The following is a 22087-nucleotide window of genomic DNA, read 5'->3' as shown; positions in this document are numbered from 1 at the left end:
ACCAGATAGAGGTGGGTGGTTTTGCAAAAGTTTTGCAAAAGTTTTGCAAAAACAAAAAGGGCGACCCGCTAGGATCGCCCTTCAAGTGCCCGGAAACCGGGGCTTTCGTTTGGTAGGCACAATTGGACTCGAACCAACGACCCCCACCATGTCAAGGTGGTGCTCTAACCAACTGAGCTATGTGCCTGTCGATGTGGGCGCATTCTACGCGTTCCCAAACGGCTGTCAACTGTTTTTTTCACGCTAACCCACTGAATCCTAAAAGTATTTACCAAAAGGAGGCTGCGCAGGGGCCGAGTAAAGGATTTTCAACGGACGACTAGCGGGTGTTTATTATTATTGATAGCATCGGCACATTCGTTAAAAATATAAAACACGAGGTTTCCTTAGCATGGCCAACACCCCCTACCCCCAGTCCTACTACGCCGCCTCGGCCAACCCGGTGCCGCCACGTCCGGCGCTGCAGGGTGAGGTGGAGACCGATATCTGCATCATCGGCGCCGGCTATACCGGCCTGTCCAGCGCCCTGTTCCTGCTGGAGAACGGCTTCAAGGTGAGCATCGTCGAAGCGGCCAAGGTCGGCTTCGGTGCGTCGGGCCGCAACGGCGGGCAGATCGTCAACAGCTACAGCCGCGACATCGACGTCATCGAGCGCACCGTCGGCCCCAAGCAGGCGCAACTGCTGGGCCAGATGGCCTTCGAAGGCGGCCGCATCATCCGTGAGCGCGTGGCCAAGTACAACATCCAGTGCGACCTGAAAGACGGCGGTGTATTCGCCGCCCTCAGCGCCAAGCAGATGGGCCACCTGGAGTCCCAGAAGCGCCTGTGGGAACGCTTCGGCCACACCCAGCTGGAGCTGATGGACCAGAAGCGCATCCGTGAAGTGGTGGCCTGCGACAATTATGTCGGCGGCATGCTGGACATGAGCGGTGGCCACATCCACCCATTGAACCTGGCCCTGGGCGAAGCCGCCGCAGTCGAGTCGCTGGGCGGCATCATCTATGAACAGACCCCGGCCGTGCGCATCGAGCGTGGCGCCAACCCGGTCGTGCACACCCCGCAAGGCAAGGTGCGCGCCAAGTTCATCATCGTCGCCGGCAACGCCTACCTGGGCAACCTGGTGCCGGAACTGGCCGCCAAGTCGATGCCATGCGGCACCCAGGTGATCACCACCGAGCCGCTGGGCGAGGAACTGGCCCGCACCCTGCTGCCCCAGGACTACTGCGTCGAGGACTGCAACTACCTGCTCGACTACTACCGCTTGACCAGCGACAAGCGCCTGATCTTCGGCGGCGGCGTGGTGTACGGTGCCCGTGACCCGGCGAACATCGAGGCGATCATCCGTCCGAAGATGCTCAAGGCCTTCCCGCAGCTCAAGAACGTGAAGATCGACTACGCCTGGACCGGCAACTTCCTGCTGACCCTGTCGCGCCTGCCGCAGGTCGGTCGTATCGGCGACAATATCTACTACTCCCAGGGCTGCTCCGGCCATGGCGTGACCTACACCCACCTGGCGGGCAAGGTGCTGGCCGAAGCCCTGCGTGGCCAGGCCGAGCGCTTCGACGCCTTCGCCGGCCTGCCGCACTACCCGTTCCCGGGAGGCCAGCTGCTGCGCGTACCGTTCAGCGCGCTGGGTGCCTGGTACTACAGCCTGCGTGACCGCCTGGGTATCTGATTGTCGCCTGCCTAGGCCCGACCTCGGCGCTTCGGCGCCCCCGGACAAGCCCGCCCCTACAGGCCGATCCAAGATCCTGTGGGGGCGGGCTTGCCCGCTGATGAGGCCAGCGCGATTACTGCCCTACGCTGCGAACGGCCTGCTTCGCCGCGATCTCCTGGCCCGCCCTGGCCAGCTCATCGGCCGCCTGCAGCCAGCGCTGCCGGTCCACCTGGGCCGGCAGTTGCCGCGGTGGCTGCACCAGCACCGCCCAATTCCCCTCCTTCGCCCACGCAGCTTCGAAGTCATCGAACGCCATCAACTGGCGACGCTGCATCCCCGAGCGCAACAGCACGCGCTGCTTGTAGCTGTCATAGCCGATCAGCACCGCATAACGCGGTTCGCTCCACCAGACCGCCCCCTCCTCGTAGCGCAGCAGCACCGGATTGCCTGCGGCCACCTGAGTCAGCAAGGCATCCAGGCGTTTGTCCAGGGGATAGACCACCATGCCATATTCACGGGCCACCTCGGGAATGCGCTGCCCCAGTGCATCGGCGCCCTGCGGCAGATTCAAGGGCTTGTCCAGCAGACCAGGGGTCACCACTACGCCCTGTTGCGACAGCAGTGCCGCCAGGGCCATGGCGCCGCTGTGGTTGGCCTTGCCACGGTAGAACGGCATGCTGCTGATCTCGACCCGCTGCGGCAGGCCCTTGGCGATCGGCGACGGGCCGCCGGCGCAACCGGCCAGGCTGGTGACGACCAGGCAAGCGGCCAGCAGGCGGCGTGTGGAGGTGAAGGTTCGTTGCAACATGGACACTCGCTTGTTCCTCGCCAGGCAGGCAGCGCCCGGCCCTGGGCTCCGATCATAGGCCTGGCGCGTGCCTGGGTATAGCCCGGGGCCTGCTTGGAACGAAACGGCCCAAGGGAATAGACCTTCGGTCAATGGAACGTCACGGGCTGCGAGCTAGACTAAAGCAGTGTCTGGAAGGCGAGCCCCGCGCCCGCCCGAGAGAAGGAGGCACATATGAGCCTGACCATGGCAATCCTGATGCTGGTGGGAATGTGGCTGAGCGTCGCCGCCGCCATGCTGTGGGGTGTATTGCGCATCGTGCGCCGCCACGCCCATCACCACCTGCCGCCACAGACCCCGCCCAAGCCACAGCCGACGCATCGTGCGCGGCGGCATGCAGGGGCGCACTGACCAGATGATCTCGGGGCTGCGAGGCAGCCCTATCACGACACAAGGCCGCCCCACAGATACAACACACCCTTTCGTGCTGTATCCGTGGCAGTGGCCTTGTGTCGCGAAAAGGGGCGCCACGCGCCCCTCCTTGCATCAGCCTTCGGCAGCCTCACGCTTGAGCCGCGCCCGACGCGCCATGATGTTGAGCACTTCGATCGCCGTCGAGAAGGCCATCGCCGCGTACACATAGCCCTTCGGCACATGGGCACCGAAGCCTTCGGCGATCAGGGTCATGCCGATCATGATCAGGAAGCCCAGGGCCAGCATCACCACGGTCGGGTTGTCGTTGATGAACTTGGCCAGCGGGTCGGCCGCCACCAGCATCACCACCACGGCACTGATCACGGCGATGATCATGATCGGCAGGTGCTCGGTCATGCCCACCGCGGTGATGATGCTGTCGATCGAGAAGACGATGTCGAGCATCAGGATCTGGCCGATCGCGGCGGCGAAGCCCAGGGTCACGGTCGAGCCGGCCTTGGCTTCTTCCTTGGCGCCGTGAGGGTCGACGTTTTCATGGATCTCCTTGGTCGCCTTCCACAGCAGGAACAGGCCACCGGCAATGAGGATCATGTCCTTCCACGAGAAGCTGTGGCCGAACACGTCGATCACCGGCTCCGTCAGCTGGACGATCCAGGCCACGGTCGAGAGCAGCGCCAGGCGCATGACCAGCGCCATGCTGATACCGATGCGGCGCGCCTTGGAGCGGTAGGCTTCCGGCAGCTTGTTGGTCAGGATGGAGATGAAGATCAGGTTATCGATGCCCAGCACGATCTCCATGGCCACCAGGGTGGCCAGGGCAACCCAGGCGGCGGGGCTTGCAGCCAGTTCCAGCAAATATTCCATTATCAAATCCTTTCAGCGGGGCTGGGCTCAGATGCCCTGGGTCTTGTCTTGGTTGGCGTCGGCCTTGGGCTGGTTACCCTCAGGGTGAAGGGTATCGCTCAGGGCTTGCTGGGCAGCCTCGTTGGTCTTGTCGATGGCCTGCTTGGCCGACTCGGCAGCCTGGTTGAGCATCTGCTGGGCGGATTTCTCGGCCTGGTCGCAGCCCGCCAGGCTGAACAGGGCCAAGGCCAGCACCAGCGGCGTACCAATGGATTTGAATTGCAACATGGGGTCCTCGCTTGTCGATATCCCGGCGGCGCACGAAACGCCTGATGGGGTCGCATTCTAAAGACCGCTATACATCAGGAAAATTCGTATTTTCAGCGGTTATACTTCGGTTTTTACGAATAGAGACCCCAGCGGATGCTCAACTACCGCCAACTCCATTACTTTTGGGTAGTGGCCAAGACCGGCAGCATCGCCCGCGCCAGCGAGCAACTGAACCTTACGCCACAGACCATCAGCGGGCAGATCAGCCTGTTCGAGCAGACCTACGGCCTGGAGCTGTTCCAGCGGGTCGGCCGGCAATTGGAGTTGACCGAGACCGGCCGCCAGACCCTGGGCTACGCCGAGCAGATGTTCCAGATCGGCGGTGAACTCGAAGCCCTGCTGCGGGCCGGCCCCCAGGAGCAGATCCTGTTTCGCGTAGGCGTGGCCGACGTGGTACCCAAGTCCATCGTCTACCGCTTGCTGGCCCCGACCATGGCGCTGGACAACGTGCTGCGCATCAACTGTCGTGAAGACAAGCTCGAGCGTCTGCTCGCCGACCTTGCGATCCAGCGCCTGGACCTGGTGATCTCCGACAGCCCCATGCCCAGCCACCTTGATATCAAAGGCTATAGCCAGAAGCTCGGCGAATGCGGCCTGAGCTTCTTCGCCACCCCGGCACTGGCCGACCAGCACGACCGGCCCTTCCCCGCCTGCCTGGATGACGCGCCCTTGCTGATTCCCGGCCAGGAAACCGTGCTACGCAGCCGCCTGCTGCGCTGGCTGGCGGAACAGCACGTACAGCCACGCATCATCGGCGAGTTCGACGACAGCGCATTGATGCAGGCCTTCGGGCAGTCCGGTAGCGGTATTTTCGTCGCACCCAGCGTGATTGCCGAGGAAGTCTGCCGGCAATATGGGGTGCGCCTGATCGGCCAGACCGAAGCGGTGAACGAGTCGTTCTATGCCATTTCGGTGGAACGCAAGGTGACCCATCCCGGGATCGTGGCCATCACCGAGGGCGCGCGACGGGAGCTGTTCCATTGGTGATCCGTGACATACCCCAATCGCCGGCACGCCGATGATTGGGTCGGAACAGGCCTACACCGGTCTGTGCTAAAGTGGCCGGTTTTACAAGAACGAGATTCTGCTGCATGACCCCCGTCCTTCGCTTCATCAACCGCACCAGCCTGGTGACGCAGATCTGCATCGGCCTGGTGGCCGGTATCGCAATCGCTTTGCTGTCACCCGCCACGGCGATCACGCTGGGCTTTCTGGGCAAGCTCTTCGTTTCAGCGCTCAAGGCCGTGGCGCCGATCCTGGTGTTCATCCTGGTAATGGCCTCGATCGCCAACCACAAGCACGGCCAGGAAACCCACATCCGCCCTATCCTGGTGCTGTACCTGCTCGGTACCTTCGCTGCTGCTGTGGTGGCCGTGGTCGCCAGCATGGCCTTCCCGTCCCAGTTGGCCCTGCGCGCCAGCGAAGCCGCGCTCACGGCACCGGGCGGCATCAGCGAGGTCCTGCAGAACCTGGTGCTCAGCGCCGTGGACAACCCGGTCAATGCCCTGTTGAACGGCAACTTCATCGGCATCCTGACCTGGGCCGTCGGCCTGGGCGTAGCGCTGCGCCACGCCGGTCAGACCACTCGCACCGTGGTGGAAGACCTGTCCAACGGCGTCACCCTGATCGTGCGCATGGTCATCCGCTTCGCGCCACTGGGGATCTTCGGCCTGGTGGCCGCGACCTTGGCCGAATCGGGCCTGGACGCCCTACTCGGCTACGCGCACCTGCTGGCCGTGCTGATCGGTTGCATGCTGTTCGTGGCCCTGGTGGTCAACCCGCTCATCGTCTTCTGGAAGATTCGCCGCAACCCCTACCCATTGGTGCTGATGTGCCTGCGCGAAAGCGGCATCACCGCCTTCTTCACCCGCAGCTCGGCGGCCAACATCCCGGTCAACCTGGCCCTGTCGGAAAAGCTCGGCCTGCACGAGGACACCTACTCGGTATCGATCCCCCTGGGCGCGACCATCAACATGGCCGGCGCAGCAATCACCATCACCGTCCTCACCCTGGCGGCCGTGCACACCCTCGGCATCCCGGTGGATCTTCCCACTGCAGTGCTGCTCAGCGTAGTGGCGGCCGTGTGCGCCTGCGGCGCCTCGGGCGTGGCCGGCGGCTCGCTGCTGCTGATCCCACTGGCGTGCAGCCTGTTCGGCATTCCCAGCGAAGTCGCCATGCAGGTGGTGGCGGTCGGCTTCATCATCGGCGTGCTGCAGGACTCCGCGGAGACCGCGCTCAACTCATCCACCGACGTGCTGTTCACTGCCGCGGCATGTATGGGCGAGGAGCGTCAGCGGGCCTGACGTGCCCACAGGCACGCGCCTTCGGGCACTGCATCAAGGACGAATGCAGTGCCACCCCTCCAAGCTCAAGGCCAATGGGCCGCATTCTGCGGGACCAATCGGCCATTTCAGATGGATAGACTGCCATCCTCCCCAAATTCGGCTGCGCAATTGGAGCCCGGGCGTTATCGTTGAGGCCTCACCTCAACTGCCAGGGAGGCAGCCATGACCACCCTTTTCCGCCTGAGCCTGATGCTGCTGATCGTCGGCATGATCCTGGGCGACATCGTGCTTGCCACTGTAGGGCTGTGCGGCGTGTGTGGCCTGGCTGTCTACGACACCGTTCAGCAGGATGCGCAGGCAGAGCCGCCGGCCGAGTCGGACTTTATTGCGTAACGGAACAGAAGAGAACCAGGCCAAGCCCATAAGGACGTCCGGCATCGCCACAGCGCCTTGTGCGGCAGCCTGACGGCAAGCCCTGCTGCAAAATCGCAGGCATAAAAAAAGAGGCCATCAGGCCTCTTTTTCGGTGACCCTACAAGAACTTGAAGGATCAAATTTGGAGCGGGAAACGAGACTCGAACTCGCGACCCCGACCTTGGCAAGGTCGTGCTCTACCAACTGAGCTATTCCCGCGTCGTGATGGCTGCCATTTTAGCGATCTGCCAAACGACGTCAACCCCTTGATTCAAAAAAACTTTTACTTCTGCTCGGTGCCTTCGCGCAGGTGCGGCCAGGCAGCGACCAGGTAGTGGACCATCGACCACAGGGTCAGGCCCGCCGCGACCAGCAGCAGCCCATAGCCGAGTACCACCCAGGCGTTGAGCACCGGCGGGTTGGCCAGCAGGATCACCAGCGCCAGCATCTGCGCGGCGGTTTTCCATTTGCCGAGGTTGGACACCGCCACATGCGCCCTTGCCCCGAGCTCGGCCATCCACTCGCGCAGCGCCGAGACGACAATCTCGCGGCCAATGATCACCGCGGCCGGCAGGGTCAGCCAGAAGTTGGCATGCACCTGCACCAGCAACACCAGGGCCACCGCAACCATGAGTTTGTCTGCCACCGGGTCGAGGAAGGCGCCGAAGGGCGTGCTCTGCTGCAGGCGACGGGCCAGGTAGCCGTCGAGCCAGTCGGTGGCGGCAGCGATGGCGAACACCGTGCTGGCGGCGATATAGCTCCAGTGATAGGGCATATAGAACAACAGGATGAAGATCGGGATGAGCAGGACGCGAAGAACGGTGAGCAGGTTTGGAATATTCATCGGCACGACTGGCTGCAGGTTGAGGGTGGCATTCTACTCGCTATGCAGGCTGGCATAAATCGACTCGGCAAGCTTTTTACTGATGCCAGGCGCCTTGGCAATTTCGTCGATGCTGGCGCGGTTGAGCTCCTGCAGGCCGCCGAAATGTTTCAGCAGGTCGCGGCGGCGCTTGGGCCCTACCCCGGCTACATCCTCCAGGCTCGAGGTGCGACGGGCCTTGCCGCGGCGGGCACGGTGGCCGGTGATGGCGAAGCGGTGGGCTTCATCACGGATCTGCTGGATCAGGTGCAGCGCTGGGGAGTCGCCCTTTAGGGTGAACTCATGGGCCACGTCGTTGAGGTACAGGGTTTCGAAACCGGCCTTGCGGGTCACACCCTTGGCCACGCCAAGCAGGGTCAGGTCGGTCAGGGCCAGTTCCTGCATGACTTCGCGCGCCATGTTCAGCTGCCCCTTGCCGCCGTCCACCAGGAGCACATCCGGCAGCTTGCCCTCGCCGTCCTTGATGCGTCCGAAGCGCCGGGTCAGCGCCTGGTGCATGGCAGCGTAGTCGTCGCCGGCAGTCACGCCCTCGATGTTGAAACGGCGGTAGTCGGACTTGAGCGGGCCCTCGGGGCCGAACACCACGCAGCTGGCCACGGTAGCCTCGCCGCTGGAATGGCTGATGTCATAGCATTCCAGGCGTTGGGGCACTTCGTCCAGGCCCAGCACTTGGGCCAGGGCCTCGAAGCGGGCAGCCATATGCTGGCGGTTGGCCAGGCGAGCGTTAAGGGCTTGCTCGGCGTTGGTGACCGCCAATTGCTGCCAGCGAGCTCGCGTGCCACGCACCCGATGACTGATGGCCAGCTCACGGCCCCGCAGGGTCTGCACGGCCTCGGTGAGGGCGTTAAAGTCCTCGTGGGTCACGTTGACGATCAGCTCGCCCGGCAGTTCACGTTCGGCATTACCCAGGTAGTACTGCGACAGGAAGGCGGCCATCACCTCGGCCACGTCTTCCTCGATACCCACTTGGGGGAAGAAGTTCTTGCTGCCCAGTACCCGCCCGCCCCGCACGCTGATCAGGTGCACGCAGGCACCGCCCGGGTTGACGAAGGCGGCCACCACGTCAACGTCGCCCGAGCCACCTTCCATGTACTGCTGGTCCTGGACGCGGCGCAGCAAGGCGATCTGGTCGCGCAGTTCGGCCGCCCGCTCGAAGTTCAGGGCCATGGCGGCCTTTTCCATTTCCGCATTGAGCTCGTTGCCCAGCTGCTGGCTGCGGCCTTCGAGGAACATCACCGAATGGCGCACGTCCTCGGCGTACTCCTCTGGCGCCACCAGCCCCACGCACGGGCCCTTGCACCGCTTGATCTGGTACTGCAAGCACGGCCGGGTGCGGTTGGCGTAGTAGCTGTCCTCGCATTGGCGTACCGAGAAGGCCTTTTGCAGCAGGCTCAGGCTTTCGCGGATGGCACCGGCGCTGGGGTATGGGCCGAAGTAGCGCCCCTTGGCTTTCTTGGCGCCACGGTGAATGCCCAGGCGTGGGAATTGGCCGTCAGACAAGAACACGTAGGGGTAGGATTTATCGTCGCGCAGCAGGATGTTGTAGGGCGGCCGCCATTCCTTGATCAGTGTCTGCTCCAGCAGCAGCGCCTCGGTCTCGTTGGCGGTGATGGTGGTCTCGACCTGGGCGATGCGCCCCACCAGTGCAGCGGTCTTGGGCGCCAGGCCGGTCTTGCGGAAGTAGCTGGCCAGGCGCTTCTTGAGGTTCTTGGCCTTGCCCACATAGAGCAGCCGCGCCTCGGCGTCGAACATCCGGTAGACACCGGGGCGACCGCTGCAGGTCGCCAGGAAGGCGCTGGCATCGAAGAGTTGTGACATGAAGGTTTACAGGTTCGCGTCAACCATACCGTGGCGAACGGCCAGCAAGGTCAGTTCGACGTCGCTGGTGACCGAGAGTTTTTCGAAGATCCGATAACGGTAAGTATTGACGGTCTTGGGCGACAGGCACAACTTGTCCGAGATGATCTGCACCTTCTGGCAGCCGACGATCATCAAGGCGATCTGGATCTCCCGCTCCGACAGCGCATCGAACGGCGAGCCCTGGGGCTGGAACGACTTGAGCGCCAATTGCTGGGCGATCTGCGGGCTGATATAGCGCTGCCCGGCAAAGGTCAGGCGGATGGCCTGGACCATTTCGTCCAGGCCCGCGCCCTTGGTCAGGTAGCCGGCAGCGCCGGCCTGCATCAGGCGCGTGGGGAATGGGTCGTCCTCGCACACGGTCACTGCGACTACCTTGATGTCCGGATGGCTGCGCAACAGCTTGCGGGTCGCCTCCAGGCCGCCGATCCCTGGCATTTTCACGTCCATGAGGACTACGTCCGGCTTCAGCTCGCGAGCCAGCTTGAGCGCCGACTCGCCGGAATCCGCTTCACCTACAACCTGCAAGCCGTCGATATCGGCCAACATGCGGGTGATGCCAGTACGCACCAGATCGTGATCATCGACCACCAAGACCCTAATCAAGCAGACACCTCGTCAATGGGGCGATTGGATCCCGCCACCTTAACAAACTTTCCCGCCGCTAACCTAGTTCGAAAAGTGCCTGCCGGTCCATCTTGCGCATTCTCGGCGCCTCTCGCTCGCCCACCTCGACGGATAGGCGCCCCAACAGATGTCGTACCGCGGCCTGGTCTGCCTCGGGCAGGCGCCGGAAGATTCCCAGCAGGCGGTCTTCCTCGAGGGTGAGGCTGGCCAGGGGGGCAGGCGTATGCACACCGCTGAGCACGTAGAGGGCATCCACGCCTCGGTTCGCCAAGGCAGCCAGGTAGTCGACCCGAGGCGTACGCTCGCCGCTTTCATACTTGCCTTGGGCATTGGGCTCGACGCCGCCGATCTCGCCGAACACCCGTTGGGTCAGCCCCAGACGCTCACGCTCCTCCCGCAGGCGCGGGCCAAATCCATTCATGCGACTCCCTTCCTCTTGTCCTTCGACTACGATGCAGCGCGACCTTCGAGTGAATGGTCGACAACCCAGATGGCACTATGCCTTTTAGGATCCAATCTATGCAAGCCATCGTTGAGCTATCAGTCAGAAATTGCCCGACCAGTCAGCTAGCAATCGTGCGCTGCATCCGGACGAAGCATTCGTCCTCGCCCATTTCGACGAAGCCGTGCCGGCTGTACAACCTACGGGCCGGGTTGCTGCGGAACACCATCAGCCGCAGCAATGGCAAGTGCCGCTGGGCTGTCCAGCCGGCCAAGGTCTCCAGCACCCAGCCGCCTACGCCTTGGCCACGGTATTCAGGCAGCAAGTGCAGCTCGCGGATGAACAAGGCCTGGCGGTCCTGGCTGAGGCTGCAGTAGCCCAGCAGGCGCGTCCCCTCCACCACCAACCATTGCTCGCGCCAGTGCCAGGCTTCGTCGAAGGCTTCCTCGATCCATAGCAAGTCGAACTCGCGGTAGTAAGGCAGCATGGCCCGACGGGTCAGGTTCCGGGCGAAGGTGCAATGGGCATCGCTGGCCGGGGTCAGTTCAAGGGGCATCGGCAGCCTTCTCCCATGACGGCTAGTGGGCGTAGCACACCGGCGAGCTACCCGGCCCACGACGCTCCAGCTCATCCTCCAGCCAGGCGGCCAGCACCTGGGCATTGTTGTGCTCGGTGTCCTTGCCGGCATACAGCAGGGTCAGAGGCCCTTTTGCAGCAAGATCCAGCAACGGGTACCAATGCTCGGGGTGGGCGGCCAGCTCCTGCTGGTAGCGTTCGGTGAAGCCGGCGAAATCGACCTCGCCTTGATGGAACGCCTTGCGCAAGGCATCGGAGGGCGCCACCTCTTTGGCCCATTGGCCGTGCAGGTCCTCCTTGCGCTTGTTGCGCGGCCACAGGCGATCGACCAGCACCCGCTGGCCGTCGCCATCCTCGATCGGGTCATAGACACGCTTGCAGCGGATCATCGTGTTCTCCTGGGGCATTGTTTCCTGACAAGCCTAGGGCGAACATTGATCGAGGTCACGCGTAGACATGGGCTGCGAGGGAAATTGTGCAGCAATCTGTGTGGGGGGCCTTGCGCCGCGATCAAGGGCAAAGCCCTTGCCAGGTGACGATGATTAGCCGGCCTGGCCTGATCGCGGGACAAGCCCGCTCCCGCTGGGCTGTGTTGGGCTCAGCCTGGGATCGTCAGGCCTCGCTGCACAGCGGGGCGCGCGAGGAAGTTGGCCAGCACTCGCTGGACGTCCTTGAACTCGTCGAAATGCACCAGCTCCCGAGCGTTGTAGCGCTCAACCAGGTTACGCACCCACGGGAAGATGGCGATATCGGCGATGCTGTATTCATCCACCATCCATTCTCGGCCGTTCAGATGCCGATCGAGCACACCCAGCAGGCGCCTGGACTCGTTGACGTAGCGGTCCCGAGGGCGCTTGTCTTCGTAGGCCTTGCCAGCGAAGAAATGGAAGAAGCCCACCTGGCCGAACATCGGCCCGATGCCGCCCATCTGGAACATCAGCCACTGAATCGTCTGGTAGCGGGTCGCCGGTTCCTGGCTGAGCAACTGGCCAGTCTTCTCGGCCAGGTACTGCAGGATCGCCCCGGACTCGAACAACGGCAAAGGTTGGCCACCCGGGCCGTTGGGATCGAGGATGGCAGGAATCTTGTTGTTCGCGCTCAAGGAGATGAACTCGGGGCTCATCTGCTCGTCGTCGTCGAAACTGACCTTGTGCGCCTCGTAGGCCAGGCCGATCTCCTCCAGCATGATCGATACCTTGACCCCGTTGGGCGTGGGCAGTGAGTACAGCTGCAGGCGCTCGGGATGCTGCGCCGGCCATTTGCGGGTAATGGGGAATGCGCCGAGATCGGTCATGGGTCAACCCTTGGGAGAAATGGACCTATCACTCTAGAACCAACCCGCCGCGCCGGCCACTTCCCCGTACAGTCACGCCTGGCCGTGGGCCTTGAGCTTGAGTTTCTCGGTATCCACCCGGACGAACAGCGAGTCGGCGGTGACGGTCAGCACGTCACCTGCCCAAACCTCGCAGACAACCCGGCTCTTGCGCCCTACCTCACCTTCCACCCGGGCCTTGAGCAGCAGCTCGACGCCCATCGGGGTGGGCTTGAGGTAGGTCAGGTTGAGCGTGCCGGTGACGCAGTCGATACGCGGCAGGCTGCCCGGCTCGCGCCCTTCGGCACGGTAATGGTAGGCCATGGCGGTCCAGTTGGAATGGCAGTCCACCAGCATGGCCAGCAGGCCACCATAGACCAGGCCCGGCCAACCGATGAAACCGCTGTCGGGGGAATGCCGGCACAGCAGGTGGATACCGTCGGCGTCCCAATGGCTTTTCAGGTGCAGGCCGCTGGGATGGGAGCAACCGCAGCCGAAGCAGGTGCCTTCCGGGGCCGCCAGCTCCTGCAAGGAGAGAGCTTGTTCGTTCATACGCTTCCTGTGCTTGTTGAAATGGGAAGGACGTCGCCGCCGATGGTAGCGCCCTGCCCCGGCGCCCGCCAATGCCCTTTCCGGCCGGGCCGTCCCTGACGCTCCAGCCCCTTCCCGGCCGGCACTCAATCGCTATATAGTTGACGACATAACGATACCCACCCAGCAAGGACCACCCCATGCGCATCCGCCTACCGCTCCTGGCTACCAGTGCCTTGGCCAGCCTGATCACCTGCAACAGCGCCTGGGCCGACGACGTCCAGGTGGCTGTAGCGGCCAACTTTACAGCGCCCATCCAGGCTATCGCCAAAGCCTTCGAGCAGGACACCGGCCACAAGCTGGTAGCCGTCTATGGCGCCACGGGCCAGTTCTATGCGCAGATCAGCAATGGTGCTCCGTTCGACGTGTTCCTCGCCGCCGATGACAGCACCCCGGCCAAGCTCGAGCAGGAAAAACGCATCGTTCCCGGCTCCCGCTTCACCTATGCCATCGGCACCCTGGCGCTGTGGTCGGCCAAGCCCGGCTATGTGGACGCGCAAGGTGCAGTCCTGAAGACCGGCGACTACCGGCACCTGTCCATCGCCAACCCCAAGACCGCACCCTACGGCCTGGCCGCCACCCAGGTGCTCGACCAGCTCGGCCTCGCCGAAGCCACCCGGCCCAAGCTGGTCGAGGGCCAGAACATCACCCAAGCGTTCCAGTTCGTCTCCACCGGCAATGCCGAACTGGGCTTCGTGGCCCTGTCGCAGGTCTACAAGGATGGCAAGGTGCAGAGCGGCTCGGCGTGGATCGTCCCGGCGCAGATGCACGACCCGATCCGCCAGGACGCGGTGATCCTCGATAAAGGCAGGAACAACCCGGCCGCCAAGGCCTTGGTTGACTACCTCAAGAGCCCGAAGGCGGTCGCGGTGATCAAATCCTATGGGTATGACATCTGATGCCGTTGGACGCCACTGACCTGGGCGCGATCTGGCTGACGCTCAAGCTGGCCAGCCTGACCACCGTGATCCTGCTGGTGCTGGGCACGCCGATCGCCTGGTGGCTGGCGCGTACCCGTTCGTGGCTGCGCGGGCCGATCGGGGCCGGGGTGGCCCTGCCCCTGGTGCTGCCACCGACCGTGATCGGCTTCTACCTGCTGATCGCCCTCGGCCCCCACGGCTGGATCGGTCAGGCGACCGAGGCCCTGGGCCTGGGCAGCGTGGTGTTCAGCTTTGCAGGGCTGGTGATCGGCTCGGTGGTGTATTCCATGCCGTTCGTGGTGCAGCCTTTGCAAAACGCCTTCAGCGCCATCGGCCAGCGGCCGCTGGAGGTGGCCGCGACCCTGCGCGCCAGCCCCTGGGACACCTTCATCCATGTGGTACTGCCACTAGCCAGGCCCGGCTTCGTCACCGCCAGTGTCCTGGGCTTCGCCCATACCGTAGGCGAGTTCGGCGTGGTGCTGATGATCGGCGGCAACATCCCCGACAAGACCCGCGTGGTCTCGGTACAGATCTTCGATCACGTCGAGGCCATGGCCTACCCACAGGCCCACTGGCTGGCCGGTGTCATGCTGGTGTTCTCGTTCCTGGTGCTGCTGACGCTCTATGCCGGGCGCCGTGGCAAGGCTGGCTGGAGCTGACATGCACCCATCGATCCTGGCGCGCCTGAAGCTGGCGCGCGGCGACTTCACCCTGGATGTCGACCTGCACCTGCCCGGGCGCGGCGTCAGCGCGCTGTTCGGCCACTCCGGCTCGGGCAAGACTTCCTGCCTGCGCTGCCTGGCCGGGCTGGAGCGAGCCGACGGCTATATCGAGGTCAATGGCGACGTCTGGCAGGACAGCGCCAGCGGCTTTTTCCTGGCACCGCACAAACGGCCGCTGGGCTATGTATTCCAGGAAGCCAGCCTGTTCCCCCACCTGTCGGTGCGTGGCAACCTGGAATTCGGCTGGCGACGTATCGGCCGAGGCGAACGCAAGGTCAGCCTGGCCCATGCCTGCGACCTGCTGGGTATCGGCGAGTTGCTCGAGCGCCGGCCGGCGACGCTGTCGGGGGGTGAGGCGCAACGGGTCGGCATTGCCCGCGCCTTGCTCGCCAGCCCCCGCTTGCTGCTGATGGATGAGCCGCTCGCGGCACTGGATGCGCCGCGCAAACGCGAGATCCTGCCCTATCTGGAACGCTTGCACGATGAACTGGAGATCCCGCTGGTCTATGTCAGCCATGCCCAAGATGAAGTGGCACGCCTGGCCGACCACCTGGTGTTGCTGGAGCAAGGCCGCGCCCTGGCCAGCGGCCCGGTCGGCGAAACCCTGGCGCGCCTGGACCTGCCCCTCGCCCAGGGCGAAGACGCCGGCGTGGTGCTCGAAGGCATCGTGGTCGGCCATGATGCGCATTACCAAGTGTTCGATGTGCGCCTGCACGGCAGCGACGGGCCGCTGCTACGCATCGCACACCCTGCGCTCACCCTTGGCCAGCCGCTGCGCCTGAAAGTGCAGGCCCGCGATGTGAGCCTGGCGCTGGGTGCCGACAATGCATCCAGCATCCTCAACCGCCTGCCGGTGCGTATCCGCGAATGCCGCCCGGCGGACAATCCGGCGCACGTCCTGGTGAGCCTCGATGCCTCCGGAAGCCCGTTGCTGGCACGTATCACCCGCTATTCGGCCGACCACCTCGACCTGCACCCAGGCCAGATGCTGTGGGCGCAGATCAAGTCGGTGGCGCTGCTGAGCTGAGCAATGGCCTGGAGGCCGTTGTCCATTGATCTGTGACCGTTCGATGGACAACCGCCCATGCTCGATTGCCCGCTTCCTGCAGCGCTTCATTACGTAGACGACAGCCAACCTGGCCTGAGCCGGCGGCGCTGGCGCGACCGCTTCCATTATTTCGACACCGAAGGCCAGCGCATACGTGACGCCCAGACCCTCGTCCGCATCGCCGCCCTGGCGATACCACCGGCCTACACCCAGGTATGGATCTGTCCCGACCCTCAGGGCCATCTGCAAGCCACCGGCCGCGATGCCCGCGGGCGCAAGCAATATCGCTACCACCCGCAATGGCGGGCACTGCGCGACCAGCACAAATATGACCGCATGCTGGCCTTCGCCCAGGTACTGCCCGACCTGCGTCGGCAACTGGAACAGTACTTGGCGCGGCCTGGCCTGGACCGGGAGAAGGTCATGGCCTTGGTGGTCAGCCTGCTCGACAGCACCTTGATCCGCATTGGCAACCGGCAATACCTGAAAGAGAACAACTCCTACGGGTTGACCACCCTGCGCAACCGCCATGTCAGTGTCCAGGGCAGCACCATACGCTTCCAGTTCCGGGGGAAACGGGGCGTCGAACACAACGTCAGCCTGCGTGACCGGCGCCTGGCGCGGCTGATCAAGCGCTGCCTGGATCTGCCTGGGCAAACGCTCTTCCAATACCTGGACGAAAACGGCCAGCGCCATGCGGTGGGGTCGAGCGAGGTCAACCAGTTCCTGCAGCAGTTGACCGGGGCCGACTTCACCGCCAAGGACTACCGCACCTGGGCAGGCAGCGTCCTGGCCCTGGACCTGTTGCGCCCCCTGGCCTGGGAGCCGGAAAGCGAAGCCCGGCGCCAGGTCGCGGCGATTGTCCGACAGGTAGCTGCACGCCTGGGCAATACACCCGCGGTCTGTCGGCGCTGCTACATTCACCCCGCCGTGCTCGACCATTACCAGCAGGGGCGGCTGGCCGCCTTGCCACGGGTCAAGGCTCGCCGAGGGCTGGAGCCTGAGGAGGCGTCATTGCTACTTTTCCTACAGGCGTTAACGAAATAAACGCTTATTGTATTGCTCTATTTACTCTATCTAGCAGAGAAATTTCCCATCTGGTCGCCAGCCCCCTATCCTTGCCATCGAGCGCCTTCGCCGTACCACCTTAGGGTTGGTTTCGGCACCTGCGACTGAAGACAAGTAACAGAATTTATCTGCGGGGGAATTACTCTTCGCCGAAAGCGTCTTTAATGAGAAGGAAGAGGGACCAGCTCCCACCGCTGCGGTAAAAGGCCGCGCGGACTACATCATCACCAAGGAGAACTACATGCTGATACTCACCCGCAAGGTTGGCGAAAGCATCGTCATTGACGATGACATCAAAGTCACCATTCTGGGAGTCAAAGGGATGCAAGTGAGGATCGGTATCGATGCACCAAAGGATGTCCAGGTCCATCGCGAAGAGATCTTCAAACGCATCCAGGCAGGCAACCCGGCCCCGGAGAAAAACGACGACCAGCACTGACCGCCCTTGCCTCGAGCCGCACGGATGCGCTTGACCGATCGACCCGCCCACGCGGGGTAGCGCCTCAGGTGCCCAGCAATTCGCGTACCTTGGCGATCATCCTGTCCATGTCGAACGGCTTGTCGAATACCGCGTCGAACAACTCGGGGCAAATACGCCCCTGGTTGGCCTGCGCGCCGCTCATGAGAATCACCGGCAGGTCTGCCAGCTGCAGTTCATCGCGAATCGCCCTGACCAGCTCCTCGCCATTGAGCAAGGGCATCATGTAGTCGGTGATCACCAACTCCACGCGTTTTTCCTTCAGCGCATCCAGGGCTTTGCAGCCATTGCTCGCCTTTTCCACCAGAAAGCCCTCGTCTTCCAAGGCAAACCCGAGGATGTCGGCGATCAGGTATTCGTCATCGACGATCAGGATCGTGTTCATCGCGCTATACCATCAGTCACTCCCCGAGGGTACGGGCGTGCCCGACAGCACCCCGCTGGCACCTTCGAAGGCCTTGTGCAGGAAAATGCCCTGCGGGCCCATGCGCAGCTCATGCAACGCCGGGTCGTGATGACTGTCGCGCACCTTGAGGACCGAAACCATGCGCCGCAGCCGAGAGTCCAGCTCGACGAAACGCATCAGCAACAGATTGTCGACGATGCTCGAAAGGTCCGGGGCTGGCGCGGTGATCTCGGAGCCGAAGATATCGCGCATTTCCCACGTCGCCAGGACACTCACGTCCCGTGCCCGCAACTCGCCCATCAAGGCACGGAAGAAGGCATTGAGTCGGGCCGGGTCGATAGCCAGGCGGCTGAAGGCACCCAGGCTGTCGATCACCACCCGCTGCGCCCCCAGCAGCTCGACACGCCGAAGCAAGTGCGCCCCGAGTTGATCGAGCAACCCCTCGGTGGTGGTCTGCCAGCAAAGCTCCAGGGCTTTCTCGCGCTCGAGCCGCGCGAAGTCGTACCCCAGCGCCGTGGCTTTCAAGCCCAGCCGGGCAGGTGTTTCGTAGAAACCGAAATGCAGGCCCGGCGCTTGCGCGGTCGAGGCGGACAAAAACGCCAGGCCCAGGGAAGTCTTGCCGATACCCGATGGCCCCATCACCAGGCTTACCGACCCCTGGCCCACGCCGCCGCCGAGCATCTCGTCGAGCGTGGCGCTGCCGGTGGACACCCGGGTGAAGGTGGCCGAGCCCGGATGGCTGGGATGACTGTACAGCGCCTCCAGACGTGGGAAGACCTGCAGCCCACCCTGGTCGACCAGGCATTCATGCAGGCCCGACAAAGCGCCGCTTCCCCGCGTCTTGCGCAGCTGGATCTGGCGCACCGCACGGCTGCCCACCAACTGCTCGCTCAATTCGAGCACGCCATCGACCATGGTGTGCTCGGGGCTGCCCTCCTGGAGGCGAGCACTGGTCAGCAGTAGCACGGTGCACCCGGCGAATGCCGCGTGCCCTTGCAGTTCCGAGACGAACTTCTTGGTATCGAGGCTCGTTTCCGCACGCACACGGGCATTGAGCAGGCCATCGACGATCAACAGGCTGGCTTGCTGGCGGGCGATTTCCTGGCGCAACAGCCGTACCACCGCATCCAGGCCTTCCTGCTCCAGGGTATCGAATGCGCTGACGAACTGGATCTGGTCACCGACCAGGGTCGGGTCGAAGAACGCCAGGGTAGACAAGTATTGGAACAGGCGCTCGTGGGACTCGCTGAGCAGCGTCGCCACCAGCACTCGGCCACCGCTTCGCACATGGCTACACGCCAGCTGGTTGGCCAGGATGGTCTTGCCTGCCCCTGGCGGCCCCTGGACGATATAGGACGCTCCCGCCAACAGGCCGCCCTTGAGCAGTATGTCCAGCCCTTCGATGCCCGTCGCCAGGCGCTTGAGTGGTTCTGCCATGGGTCGTTACCCGTTGTGGTCGAGGTCGATGGCGCCTGGGCAGGCGGGCAGGTAGAGGGTCATGCAGGTCCCCTCGCCCACTTGGCTGGCCACGCAGATGGCGCCGTTGCTCTGCCTGGCGAATCCATAGGCCTGGCTCAAGCCAAGGCCGGTGCCCTTGCCAAAGGGCTTGGTGGTGAAAAACGGCTCGAAGATCCGTGGCAATACCTTCGGGTCGATGCCTTCGCCGGTGTCTCGCACGTCGAAGCGAACGAAACGACCGTGCAGTCCTTCCACCTCGCCGGCCAGTTCGACACAGCTCACCTCCAGCCGGATGCGCCCTTCGTCGCCGGTGGCATCCCGGGCATTGAACAGCAGATTGAGCAACACCATCTGCAACTGCGCGACATCCACCTCGATCAACGGCAGGTCGGGCTGCAGGCACTCTTGCAATTCGATGCCCGGCGGCAGCCCATGCTGCAGAAGACCTCGGGTGGAGGCGATCAGTTCAGCCGGGGCGACGCGCGTGGCACTCAATTGCCGGTGGCGGGCGAAGGTCAGCAGTTGCCGGGTGAGCTGGGTGCCCCGCTCACCGGCGCTGACGATATGCTCGAGCAGCCGCCGGACCCGCTGCAGGTCCTGGCTGCCCTGGGCCAACCGGGCAGCACCAAGGATGATGGTGAGCAGGTTGTTGAAGTCGTGGGCCAGGCCGCCGGTGAGCTGGCCGAGAGCTTCGAGTTTCTGGGCCTGGAACAGCTGGGCGCGGATGGCATCGAGCTGCAGGGACGACTCGCGGCGGTCGGTGATATCACGGGTTACCTTGGCCAGGCCGACGACCTGCCCTTTCTCGTCGCGAATCACATCCAGGGCCGCCAGCGCCCAGAACTGGCTGCCGTCCTTGCGTACCCGCCAGCCTTCGTCTTGAGCCACGCCTTGCTCCAGGGCCTGGCGCAGCAGGCGCTGCGGGCGGCCATCGGCACGGTCCTGGGGAGTGAAGAACACCGAGAAATGCTGGCCAATGACCTCGTCGGCACGGTAGCCCTTGATCCGCTCGGCACCTGTGTTCCAGGACACCACCACGCCCGACGGGTCGAGCATGTAGATGGCATAGTCCACGACCGACTGAACCAGCTGCTCGTAGCGGTTAGGTGACATTTCCGGGCGGGAGGGACTGTCGGGTAAAACCATGCAAGCTCCGCGGGCACTACCAAGGCCACCCACTGAGCGTAGTCAAAAGTCCCGGTCTCTCATAGCACCGGCTGCAGATTCGTCAGATTTCCCGCTCGATCACCTTGGGGCCGAGACGCCGAGGCATCGCGACCTTGAGCAGCCACAGGCAGACCAGCACGATCACTGCGCCGCCCGCCAACGCCAAGGTGCGCTGCGGCTGTGGGTGCAGACCATCGAAGCCCAGCATCAGCAGGTACCCACCCAGCGCCGCCAAGCTCAGGTAGAGAAAAATGGCCAGCAAGTAGACCTGGGCGAACACTAGTCGCCAGAACAGTTTTGGCCGCACGACGCGGGTATTCGCGGGAGAGGGCGTCACGGAGGTCATGTCGAAGGCTCATTGGATCCCATGACCGGAACAGTGGCGTAATGACAGCAGCGTGTCAATTGCCCTATAGTCCACCCGCCGCCGGCCATTCAAGGAAGACCATGCCCGCCAACCATCGAATGCAATGCTTGCAGGAGGACCTGCAGCGCACGGCTACGCAGCTCGAAGCGGTCTGCCGCAGGCTTGCCGGCCATGTCCGCTATCTGCACCACACGATGCATGGCAACGATGCCAGGATGATGGACGGCCATACCCGAGGCCTACTCACCTCGGCCTGGAACCTACGCGAGATCGCCAAATCGATTACCCCCTGAAAATAAGGGGTACGGTTGACTCGTCTATAACGATGGGTTATAAAGCGCGCTTGATTGCCAGGCCCTTCCACCTTGGAAGCGCGCCGGTCGCAAGACCCTTTCAAGCGTGCGAGTGTGGTGGAATTGGTATACACAGCAGACTTAAAATCTGTCGGCGTGAGCCTTGCGGGTTCGAGTCCCGCCACTCGCACCATATCATTCTGAAAAAGGCGCCCTGGTGGCGCCTTTTTTATCTCCGATGTATTGGCCGGTTCTGCGACGCGGCTGCATGCAGGCGTGCGAAATCTTGCAGGGCCATCTCACAGCGAACAGCGAAGCGGCTGCTACAGTGAAATTGTCCCTTTCCACTGGAACGCCACCATGCGCTACTCCCTGTTCGAAGGCCAACGCGACATCATCATCCTGCTTGCCCGTATCCTGCTGGTGATTCTCTTCATCCTCTCCGGCTGGAGCAAACTCACCGGCTTCGAAGGCACGGTGGGCTACATGACCTCACTCGGCGCCCCTGCCCCGATGTTGGCAGCCGCCGTCGCGGTGATCATGGAGTTCGCGGTGGGTATCCTGCTGCTGCTCGGCTTCTACACCCGCCCACTGGCATTCCTACTCGCGCTGTTCGTAGTGGGCACCGCCTTGATCGGCCACCCGTTCTGGAACATGGTCGACCCCGAGCGTAGCGCCAACATGACCCAATTCCTCAAGAACATGAGCATTACCGGCGGCCTGTTGTTGCTGGCCGTGAGCGGTGCCGGGCGGTTCTCCCTCGACCGCCGCTGAACCGCGCGCACCGGCACGGCGACGTGGGCTCAATCGTCCACGTCGTCGTGCCAGGCCGGGTGTTCGTCGTCCTCGAAATCATCCAGCAGCTCTTCGTCTTCCTCGGCCTCGTCCAACGCCCCATGGGCATCGGCCTCCGGGTCTGAGTCGTCATCGAAAAACTCATGGTCGAGCAGATGATCGTGCTCGGGCTCGTGCAGGTCGTCTTCGTCGTGCATGGCAGGGCTCACGAAATAAAGGCACGCCTGTATAGGCTGATCGCTGGCGTCGGTCAATGGCGCAGCACTTAACGCTCGCTTAACTGCCGTCCGGTTAATGTCGAGGCTCTCCCTTCAAAACGTCCTTGC

Annotated in this window: 28 protein-coding genes and 3 tRNA genes; 13 read left to right on the top strand and 18 right to left on the bottom strand. The window is 63.5% G+C overall.

Features of this window, described 5'->3' with window-relative positions:
* Positions 1-110: 110 nt before the first annotated feature.
* A tRNA-Val gene (locus K8374_RS09395) sits at positions 111-187 on the bottom strand.
* A 204-nt stretch (positions 188-391) separates the two neighbouring features.
* Between K8374_RS09395 and K8374_RS09390 the strand changes: the two genes are divergently transcribed.
* The gene (locus K8374_RS09390) at positions 392-1675 is read left to right on the top strand and encodes an NAD(P)/FAD-dependent oxidoreductase (protein ID WP_224458784.1); all 1284 of its coding nucleotides are present in this window, start codon (positions 392-394) and stop codon (positions 1673-1675) included.
* A gap of 115 nt (positions 1676-1790) precedes the next feature.
* Here the strand turns inward: K8374_RS09390 and K8374_RS09385 are convergent, their stop codons facing one another.
* Positions 1791-2465 carry a peptidase C39 family protein gene (locus tag K8374_RS09385; protein ID WP_224458783.1) on the bottom strand — a complete coding sequence of 225 codons (675 nt, stop codon included), beginning with the start codon at positions 2463-2465 and terminating at the stop codon, positions 1791-1793.
* A gap of 213 nt (positions 2466-2678) precedes the next feature.
* Between K8374_RS09385 and K8374_RS09380 the strand changes: the two genes are divergently transcribed.
* Complete coding sequence (locus K8374_RS09380; protein WP_224458782.1) at positions 2679-2855, top strand: hypothetical protein; 177 nt, start codon at positions 2679-2681, stop codon at positions 2853-2855.
* 135 nt (positions 2856-2990) lie between these two features.
* Here the strand turns inward: K8374_RS09380 and K8374_RS09375 are convergent, their stop codons facing one another.
* Positions 2991-3743, bottom strand: a complete 753-nt coding sequence (locus K8374_RS09375) for a TerC family protein (RefSeq protein WP_196168688.1) — start codon at positions 3741-3743, stop codon at positions 2991-2993.
* Positions 3744-3770: 27 nt separating this feature from the next.
* Positions 3771-4010, bottom strand: coding sequence for a hypothetical protein (locus K8374_RS09370; RefSeq protein ID WP_224458781.1), 240 nt, complete (start codon positions 4008-4010; stop codon positions 3771-3773).
* Between the two features lie 135 nt (positions 4011-4145).
* On the opposite strand from K8374_RS09370, the gene nhaR reads away from it, so the two are divergent.
* The 3 genes from nhaR (at position 4146) to K8374_RS09355 (ending at position 6730) form a co-directional block, all read left to right on the top strand.
* A complete protein-coding gene (gene nhaR, locus K8374_RS09365; protein ID WP_224458780.1) occupies positions 4146-5039 on the top strand; it encodes a transcriptional activator NhaR in 894 nt (297 codons plus the stop codon).
* Between the two features lie 104 nt (positions 5040-5143).
* Positions 5144-6355, top strand: coding sequence for a serine/threonine transporter SstT (gene sstT / locus K8374_RS09360; RefSeq protein WP_224458779.1), 1212 nt, complete (start codon positions 5144-5146; stop codon positions 6353-6355).
* Positions 6356-6559: 204 nt separating this feature from the next.
* A complete protein-coding gene (locus K8374_RS09355) occupies positions 6560-6730 on the top strand; it encodes a hypothetical protein (RefSeq protein ID WP_224458778.1) in 171 nt (56 codons plus the stop codon).
* A gap of 164 nt (positions 6731-6894) precedes the next feature.
* On the opposite strand, the gene K8374_RS09350 is transcribed toward K8374_RS09355, so the two are convergent.
* The 9 genes from K8374_RS09350 to K8374_RS09310 form a co-directional block, all read right to left on the bottom strand.
* A tRNA-Gly gene (locus tag K8374_RS09350) sits at positions 6895-6970 on the bottom strand.
* 64 nt (positions 6971-7034) lie between these two features.
* Positions 7035-7595, bottom strand: a complete 561-nt coding sequence (gene pgsA / locus K8374_RS09345; protein WP_084855632.1) for a CDP-diacylglycerol--glycerol-3-phosphate 3-phosphatidyltransferase — start codon at positions 7593-7595, stop codon at positions 7035-7037.
* A gap of 33 nt (positions 7596-7628) precedes the next feature.
* Positions 7629-9452: an excinuclease ABC subunit UvrC gene (gene uvrC, locus K8374_RS09340; RefSeq protein ID WP_224458777.1), complete on the bottom strand. Its 1824-nt coding sequence runs from the start codon at positions 9450-9452 to the stop codon at positions 7629-7631.
* Between the two features lie 6 nt (positions 9453-9458).
* Positions 9459-10097, bottom strand: coding sequence for a UvrY/SirA/GacA family response regulator transcription factor (gene uvrY / locus K8374_RS09335; RefSeq protein ID WP_084855634.1), 639 nt, complete (start codon positions 10095-10097; stop codon positions 9459-9461).
* Between the two features lie 58 nt (positions 10098-10155).
* On the bottom strand, positions 10156-10539 hold the full coding sequence (locus tag K8374_RS09330; RefSeq protein ID WP_224458776.1) for a helix-turn-helix domain-containing protein: 384 nt from the start codon (positions 10537-10539) through the stop codon (positions 10156-10158).
* Between the two features lie 142 nt (positions 10540-10681).
* Positions 10682-11116: a GNAT family N-acetyltransferase gene (locus K8374_RS09325; RefSeq protein WP_224458775.1), complete on the bottom strand. Its 435-nt coding sequence runs from the start codon at positions 11114-11116 to the stop codon at positions 10682-10684.
* A gap of 22 nt (positions 11117-11138) precedes the next feature.
* Complete coding sequence (locus K8374_RS09320; RefSeq protein WP_224458774.1) at positions 11139-11525, bottom strand: DUF488 domain-containing protein; 387 nt, start codon at positions 11523-11525, stop codon at positions 11139-11141.
* A 209-nt stretch (positions 11526-11734) separates the two neighbouring features.
* Positions 11735-12430, bottom strand: a complete 696-nt coding sequence (locus K8374_RS09315) for a glutathione S-transferase N-terminal domain-containing protein (protein ID WP_224458773.1) — start codon at positions 12428-12430, stop codon at positions 11735-11737.
* 72 nt (positions 12431-12502) lie between these two features.
* Complete coding sequence (locus K8374_RS09310; RefSeq protein WP_084855639.1) at positions 12503-13000, bottom strand: PaaI family thioesterase; 498 nt, start codon at positions 12998-13000, stop codon at positions 12503-12505.
* 179 nt (positions 13001-13179) lie between these two features.
* Between K8374_RS09310 and modA the strand changes: the two genes are divergently transcribed.
* The 5 genes from modA (at position 13180) to csrA (ending at position 17236) form a co-directional block, all read left to right on the top strand.
* Positions 13180-13938 (top strand): molybdate ABC transporter substrate-binding protein, encoded by a 759-nt coding sequence (gene modA / locus K8374_RS09305; protein ID WP_224458772.1) that lies wholly within the window; start codon positions 13180-13182, stop codon positions 13936-13938.
* Positions 13938-14618, top strand: coding sequence for a molybdate ABC transporter permease subunit (gene modB / locus K8374_RS09300; RefSeq protein ID WP_224458771.1), 681 nt, complete (start codon positions 13938-13940; stop codon positions 14616-14618). The genes modA and modB overlap by 1 nt, the downstream gene beginning before the upstream one ends.
* A 1-nt stretch (position 14619) precedes the next feature.
* The gene (modC, locus tag K8374_RS09295; protein WP_224458770.1) at positions 14620-15708 is read left to right on the top strand and encodes a molybdenum ABC transporter ATP-binding protein; all 1089 of its coding nucleotides are present in this window, start codon (positions 14620-14622) and stop codon (positions 15706-15708) included.
* Between the two features lie 57 nt (positions 15709-15765).
* The gene (locus K8374_RS09290) at positions 15766-16776 is read left to right on the top strand and encodes a DNA topoisomerase IB (protein WP_224458769.1); all 1011 of its coding nucleotides are present in this window, start codon (positions 15766-15768) and stop codon (positions 16774-16776) included.
* Positions 16777-17038: 262 nt separating this feature from the next.
* A complete protein-coding gene (csrA, locus tag K8374_RS09285; RefSeq protein WP_043211735.1) occupies positions 17039-17236 on the top strand; it encodes a carbon storage regulator CsrA in 198 nt (65 codons plus the stop codon).
* A 64-nt stretch (positions 17237-17300) separates the two neighbouring features.
* Here csrA and K8374_RS09280 read toward each other — a convergent pair whose 3' ends face one another.
* From K8374_RS09280 to K8374_RS09265, 4 genes are all read right to left on the bottom strand, one after another.
* Positions 17301-17660 (bottom strand): response regulator, encoded by a 360-nt coding sequence (locus K8374_RS09280; protein ID WP_084855644.1) that lies wholly within the window; start codon positions 17658-17660, stop codon positions 17301-17303.
* 12 nt (positions 17661-17672) lie between these two features.
* Positions 17673-19118 (bottom strand): ATPase domain-containing protein, encoded by a 1446-nt coding sequence (locus tag K8374_RS09275; RefSeq protein ID WP_224458768.1) that lies wholly within the window; start codon positions 19116-19118, stop codon positions 17673-17675.
* A 6-nt stretch (positions 19119-19124) separates the two neighbouring features.
* The gene (locus K8374_RS09270; protein ID WP_411969616.1) at positions 19125-20285 is read right to left on the bottom strand and encodes a two-component system sensor histidine kinase NtrB; all 1161 of its coding nucleotides are present in this window, start codon (positions 20283-20285) and stop codon (positions 19125-19127) included.
* 82 nt (positions 20286-20367) lie between these two features.
* Positions 20368-20643 (bottom strand): hypothetical protein, encoded by a 276-nt coding sequence (locus K8374_RS09265; RefSeq protein ID WP_411969635.1) that lies wholly within the window; start codon positions 20641-20643, stop codon positions 20368-20370.
* Positions 20644-20753: 110 nt separating this feature from the next.
* On the opposite strand from K8374_RS09265, the gene K8374_RS09260 reads away from it, so the two are divergent.
* The 3 genes from K8374_RS09260 to K8374_RS09250 all read left to right on the top strand — a co-directional run bounded on the left by K8374_RS09260 (position 20754) and on the right by K8374_RS09250 (position 21740).
* Complete coding sequence (locus K8374_RS09260; RefSeq protein ID WP_224458767.1) at positions 20754-20966, top strand: hypothetical protein; 213 nt, start codon at positions 20754-20756, stop codon at positions 20964-20966.
* A gap of 108 nt (positions 20967-21074) precedes the next feature.
* A tRNA-Leu gene (locus K8374_RS09255) sits at positions 21075-21159 on the top strand.
* A gap of 167 nt (positions 21160-21326) precedes the next feature.
* Positions 21327-21740 (top strand): DoxX family protein, encoded by a 414-nt coding sequence (locus tag K8374_RS09250; protein WP_224458766.1) that lies wholly within the window; start codon positions 21327-21329, stop codon positions 21738-21740.
* Between the two features lie 29 nt (positions 21741-21769).
* Here K8374_RS09250 and K8374_RS09245 read toward each other — a convergent pair whose 3' ends face one another.
* Positions 21770-21958 (bottom strand): hypothetical protein, encoded by a 189-nt coding sequence (locus K8374_RS09245; RefSeq protein ID WP_224458765.1) that lies wholly within the window; start codon positions 21956-21958, stop codon positions 21770-21772.
* Between the last annotated feature and the right edge of the window lie 129 nt (positions 21959-22087).

The organism is Pseudomonas sp. p1(2021b), assembly GCF_020151015.1.
Taxonomy (GTDB): domain Bacteria; phylum Pseudomonadota; class Gammaproteobacteria; order Pseudomonadales; family Pseudomonadaceae; genus Aquipseudomonas; species Aquipseudomonas putida_K.
Note: the sequence above shows the minus strand (reverse complement) of the source record. Positions and strands in the feature narration are given on the sequence as shown.

Bases quoted from the DNA above. Each gene is read 5' to 3' on its own strand.
- K8374_RS09370 (WP_224458781.1), bottom strand. From the start codon at position 4,010: ATGTTGCAATTCAAATCCATTGGTACGCCGCTGGTGCTGGCCTTGGCC.
- K8374_RS09375 (WP_196168688.1), bottom strand. From the start codon at position 3,743: ATGGAATATTTGCTGGAACTGGCTGCAAGCCCCGCCGCCTGGGTTGCC.
- K8374_RS09250 (WP_224458766.1), top strand. From the start codon at position 21,327: ATGCGCTACTCCCTGTTCGAAGGCCAACGCGACATCATCATCCTGCTT.
- K8374_RS09390 (WP_224458784.1), top strand. From the start codon at position 392: ATGGCCAACACCCCCTACCCCCAGTCCTACTACGCCGCCTCGGCCAAC.
- K8374_RS09355 (WP_224458778.1), top strand. From the start codon at position 6,560: ATGACCACCCTTTTCCGCCTGAGCCTGATGCTGCTGATCGTCGGCATG.
- K8374_RS09320 (WP_224458774.1), bottom strand. From the start codon at position 11,525: ATGATCCGCTGCAAGCGTGTCTATGACCCGATCGAGGATGGCGACGGC.
- K8374_RS09380 (WP_224458782.1), top strand. From the start codon at position 2,679: ATGAGCCTGACCATGGCAATCCTGATGCTGGTGGGAATGTGGCTGAGC.
- pgsA (WP_084855632.1), bottom strand. From the start codon at position 7,595: ATGAATATTCCAAACCTGCTCACCGTTCTTCGCGTCCTGCTCATCCCG.
- K8374_RS09330 (WP_224458776.1), bottom strand. From the start codon at position 10,539: ATGAATGGATTTGGCCCGCGCCTGCGGGAGGAGCGTGAGCGTCTGGGG.
- uvrC (WP_224458777.1), bottom strand. From the start codon at position 9,452: ATGTCACAACTCTTCGATGCCAGCGCCTTCCTGGCGACCTGCAGCGGT.
- sstT (WP_224458779.1), top strand. From the start codon at position 5,144: ATGACCCCCGTCCTTCGCTTCATCAACCGCACCAGCCTGGTGACGCAG.
- K8374_RS09290 (WP_224458769.1), top strand. From the start codon at position 15,766: ATGCTCGATTGCCCGCTTCCTGCAGCGCTTCATTACGTAGACGACAGC.
- K8374_RS09275 (WP_224458768.1), bottom strand. From the start codon at position 19,118: ATGGCAGAACCACTCAAGCGCCTGGCGACGGGCATCGAAGGGCTGGAC.
- K8374_RS09280 (WP_084855644.1), bottom strand. From the start codon at position 17,660: ATGAACACGATCCTGATCGTCGATGACGAATACCTGATCGCCGACATC.
- csrA (WP_043211735.1), top strand. From the start codon at position 17,039: ATGCTGATACTCACCCGCAAGGTTGGCGAAAGCATCGTCATTGACGAT.
- K8374_RS09315 (WP_224458773.1), bottom strand. From the start codon at position 12,430: ATGACCGATCTCGGCGCATTCCCCATTACCCGCAAATGGCCGGCGCAG.
- K8374_RS09260 (WP_224458767.1), top strand. From the start codon at position 20,754: ATGCCCGCCAACCATCGAATGCAATGCTTGCAGGAGGACCTGCAGCGC.
- K8374_RS09245 (WP_224458765.1), bottom strand. From the start codon at position 21,958: ATGCACGACGAAGACGACCTGCACGAGCCCGAGCACGATCATCTGCTC.
- modA (WP_224458772.1), top strand. From the start codon at position 13,180: ATGCGCATCCGCCTACCGCTCCTGGCTACCAGTGCCTTGGCCAGCCTG.
- K8374_RS09385 (WP_224458783.1), bottom strand. From the start codon at position 2,465: ATGTTGCAACGAACCTTCACCTCCACACGCCGCCTGCTGGCCGCTTGC.
- K8374_RS09270 (WP_411969616.1), bottom strand. From the start codon at position 20,285: ATGGTTTTACCCGACAGTCCCTCCCGCCCGGAAATGTCACCTAACCGC.
- K8374_RS09325 (WP_224458775.1), bottom strand. From the start codon at position 11,116: ATGCCCCTTGAACTGACCCCGGCCAGCGATGCCCATTGCACCTTCGCC.
- modB (WP_224458771.1), top strand. From the start codon at position 13,938: ATGCCGTTGGACGCCACTGACCTGGGCGCGATCTGGCTGACGCTCAAG.
- modC (WP_224458770.1), top strand. From the start codon at position 14,620: ATGCACCCATCGATCCTGGCGCGCCTGAAGCTGGCGCGCGGCGACTTC.
- nhaR (WP_224458780.1), top strand. From the start codon at position 4,146: ATGCTCAACTACCGCCAACTCCATTACTTTTGGGTAGTGGCCAAGACC.
- K8374_RS09310 (WP_084855639.1), bottom strand. From the start codon at position 13,000: ATGAACGAACAAGCTCTCTCCTTGCAGGAGCTGGCGGCCCCGGAAGGC.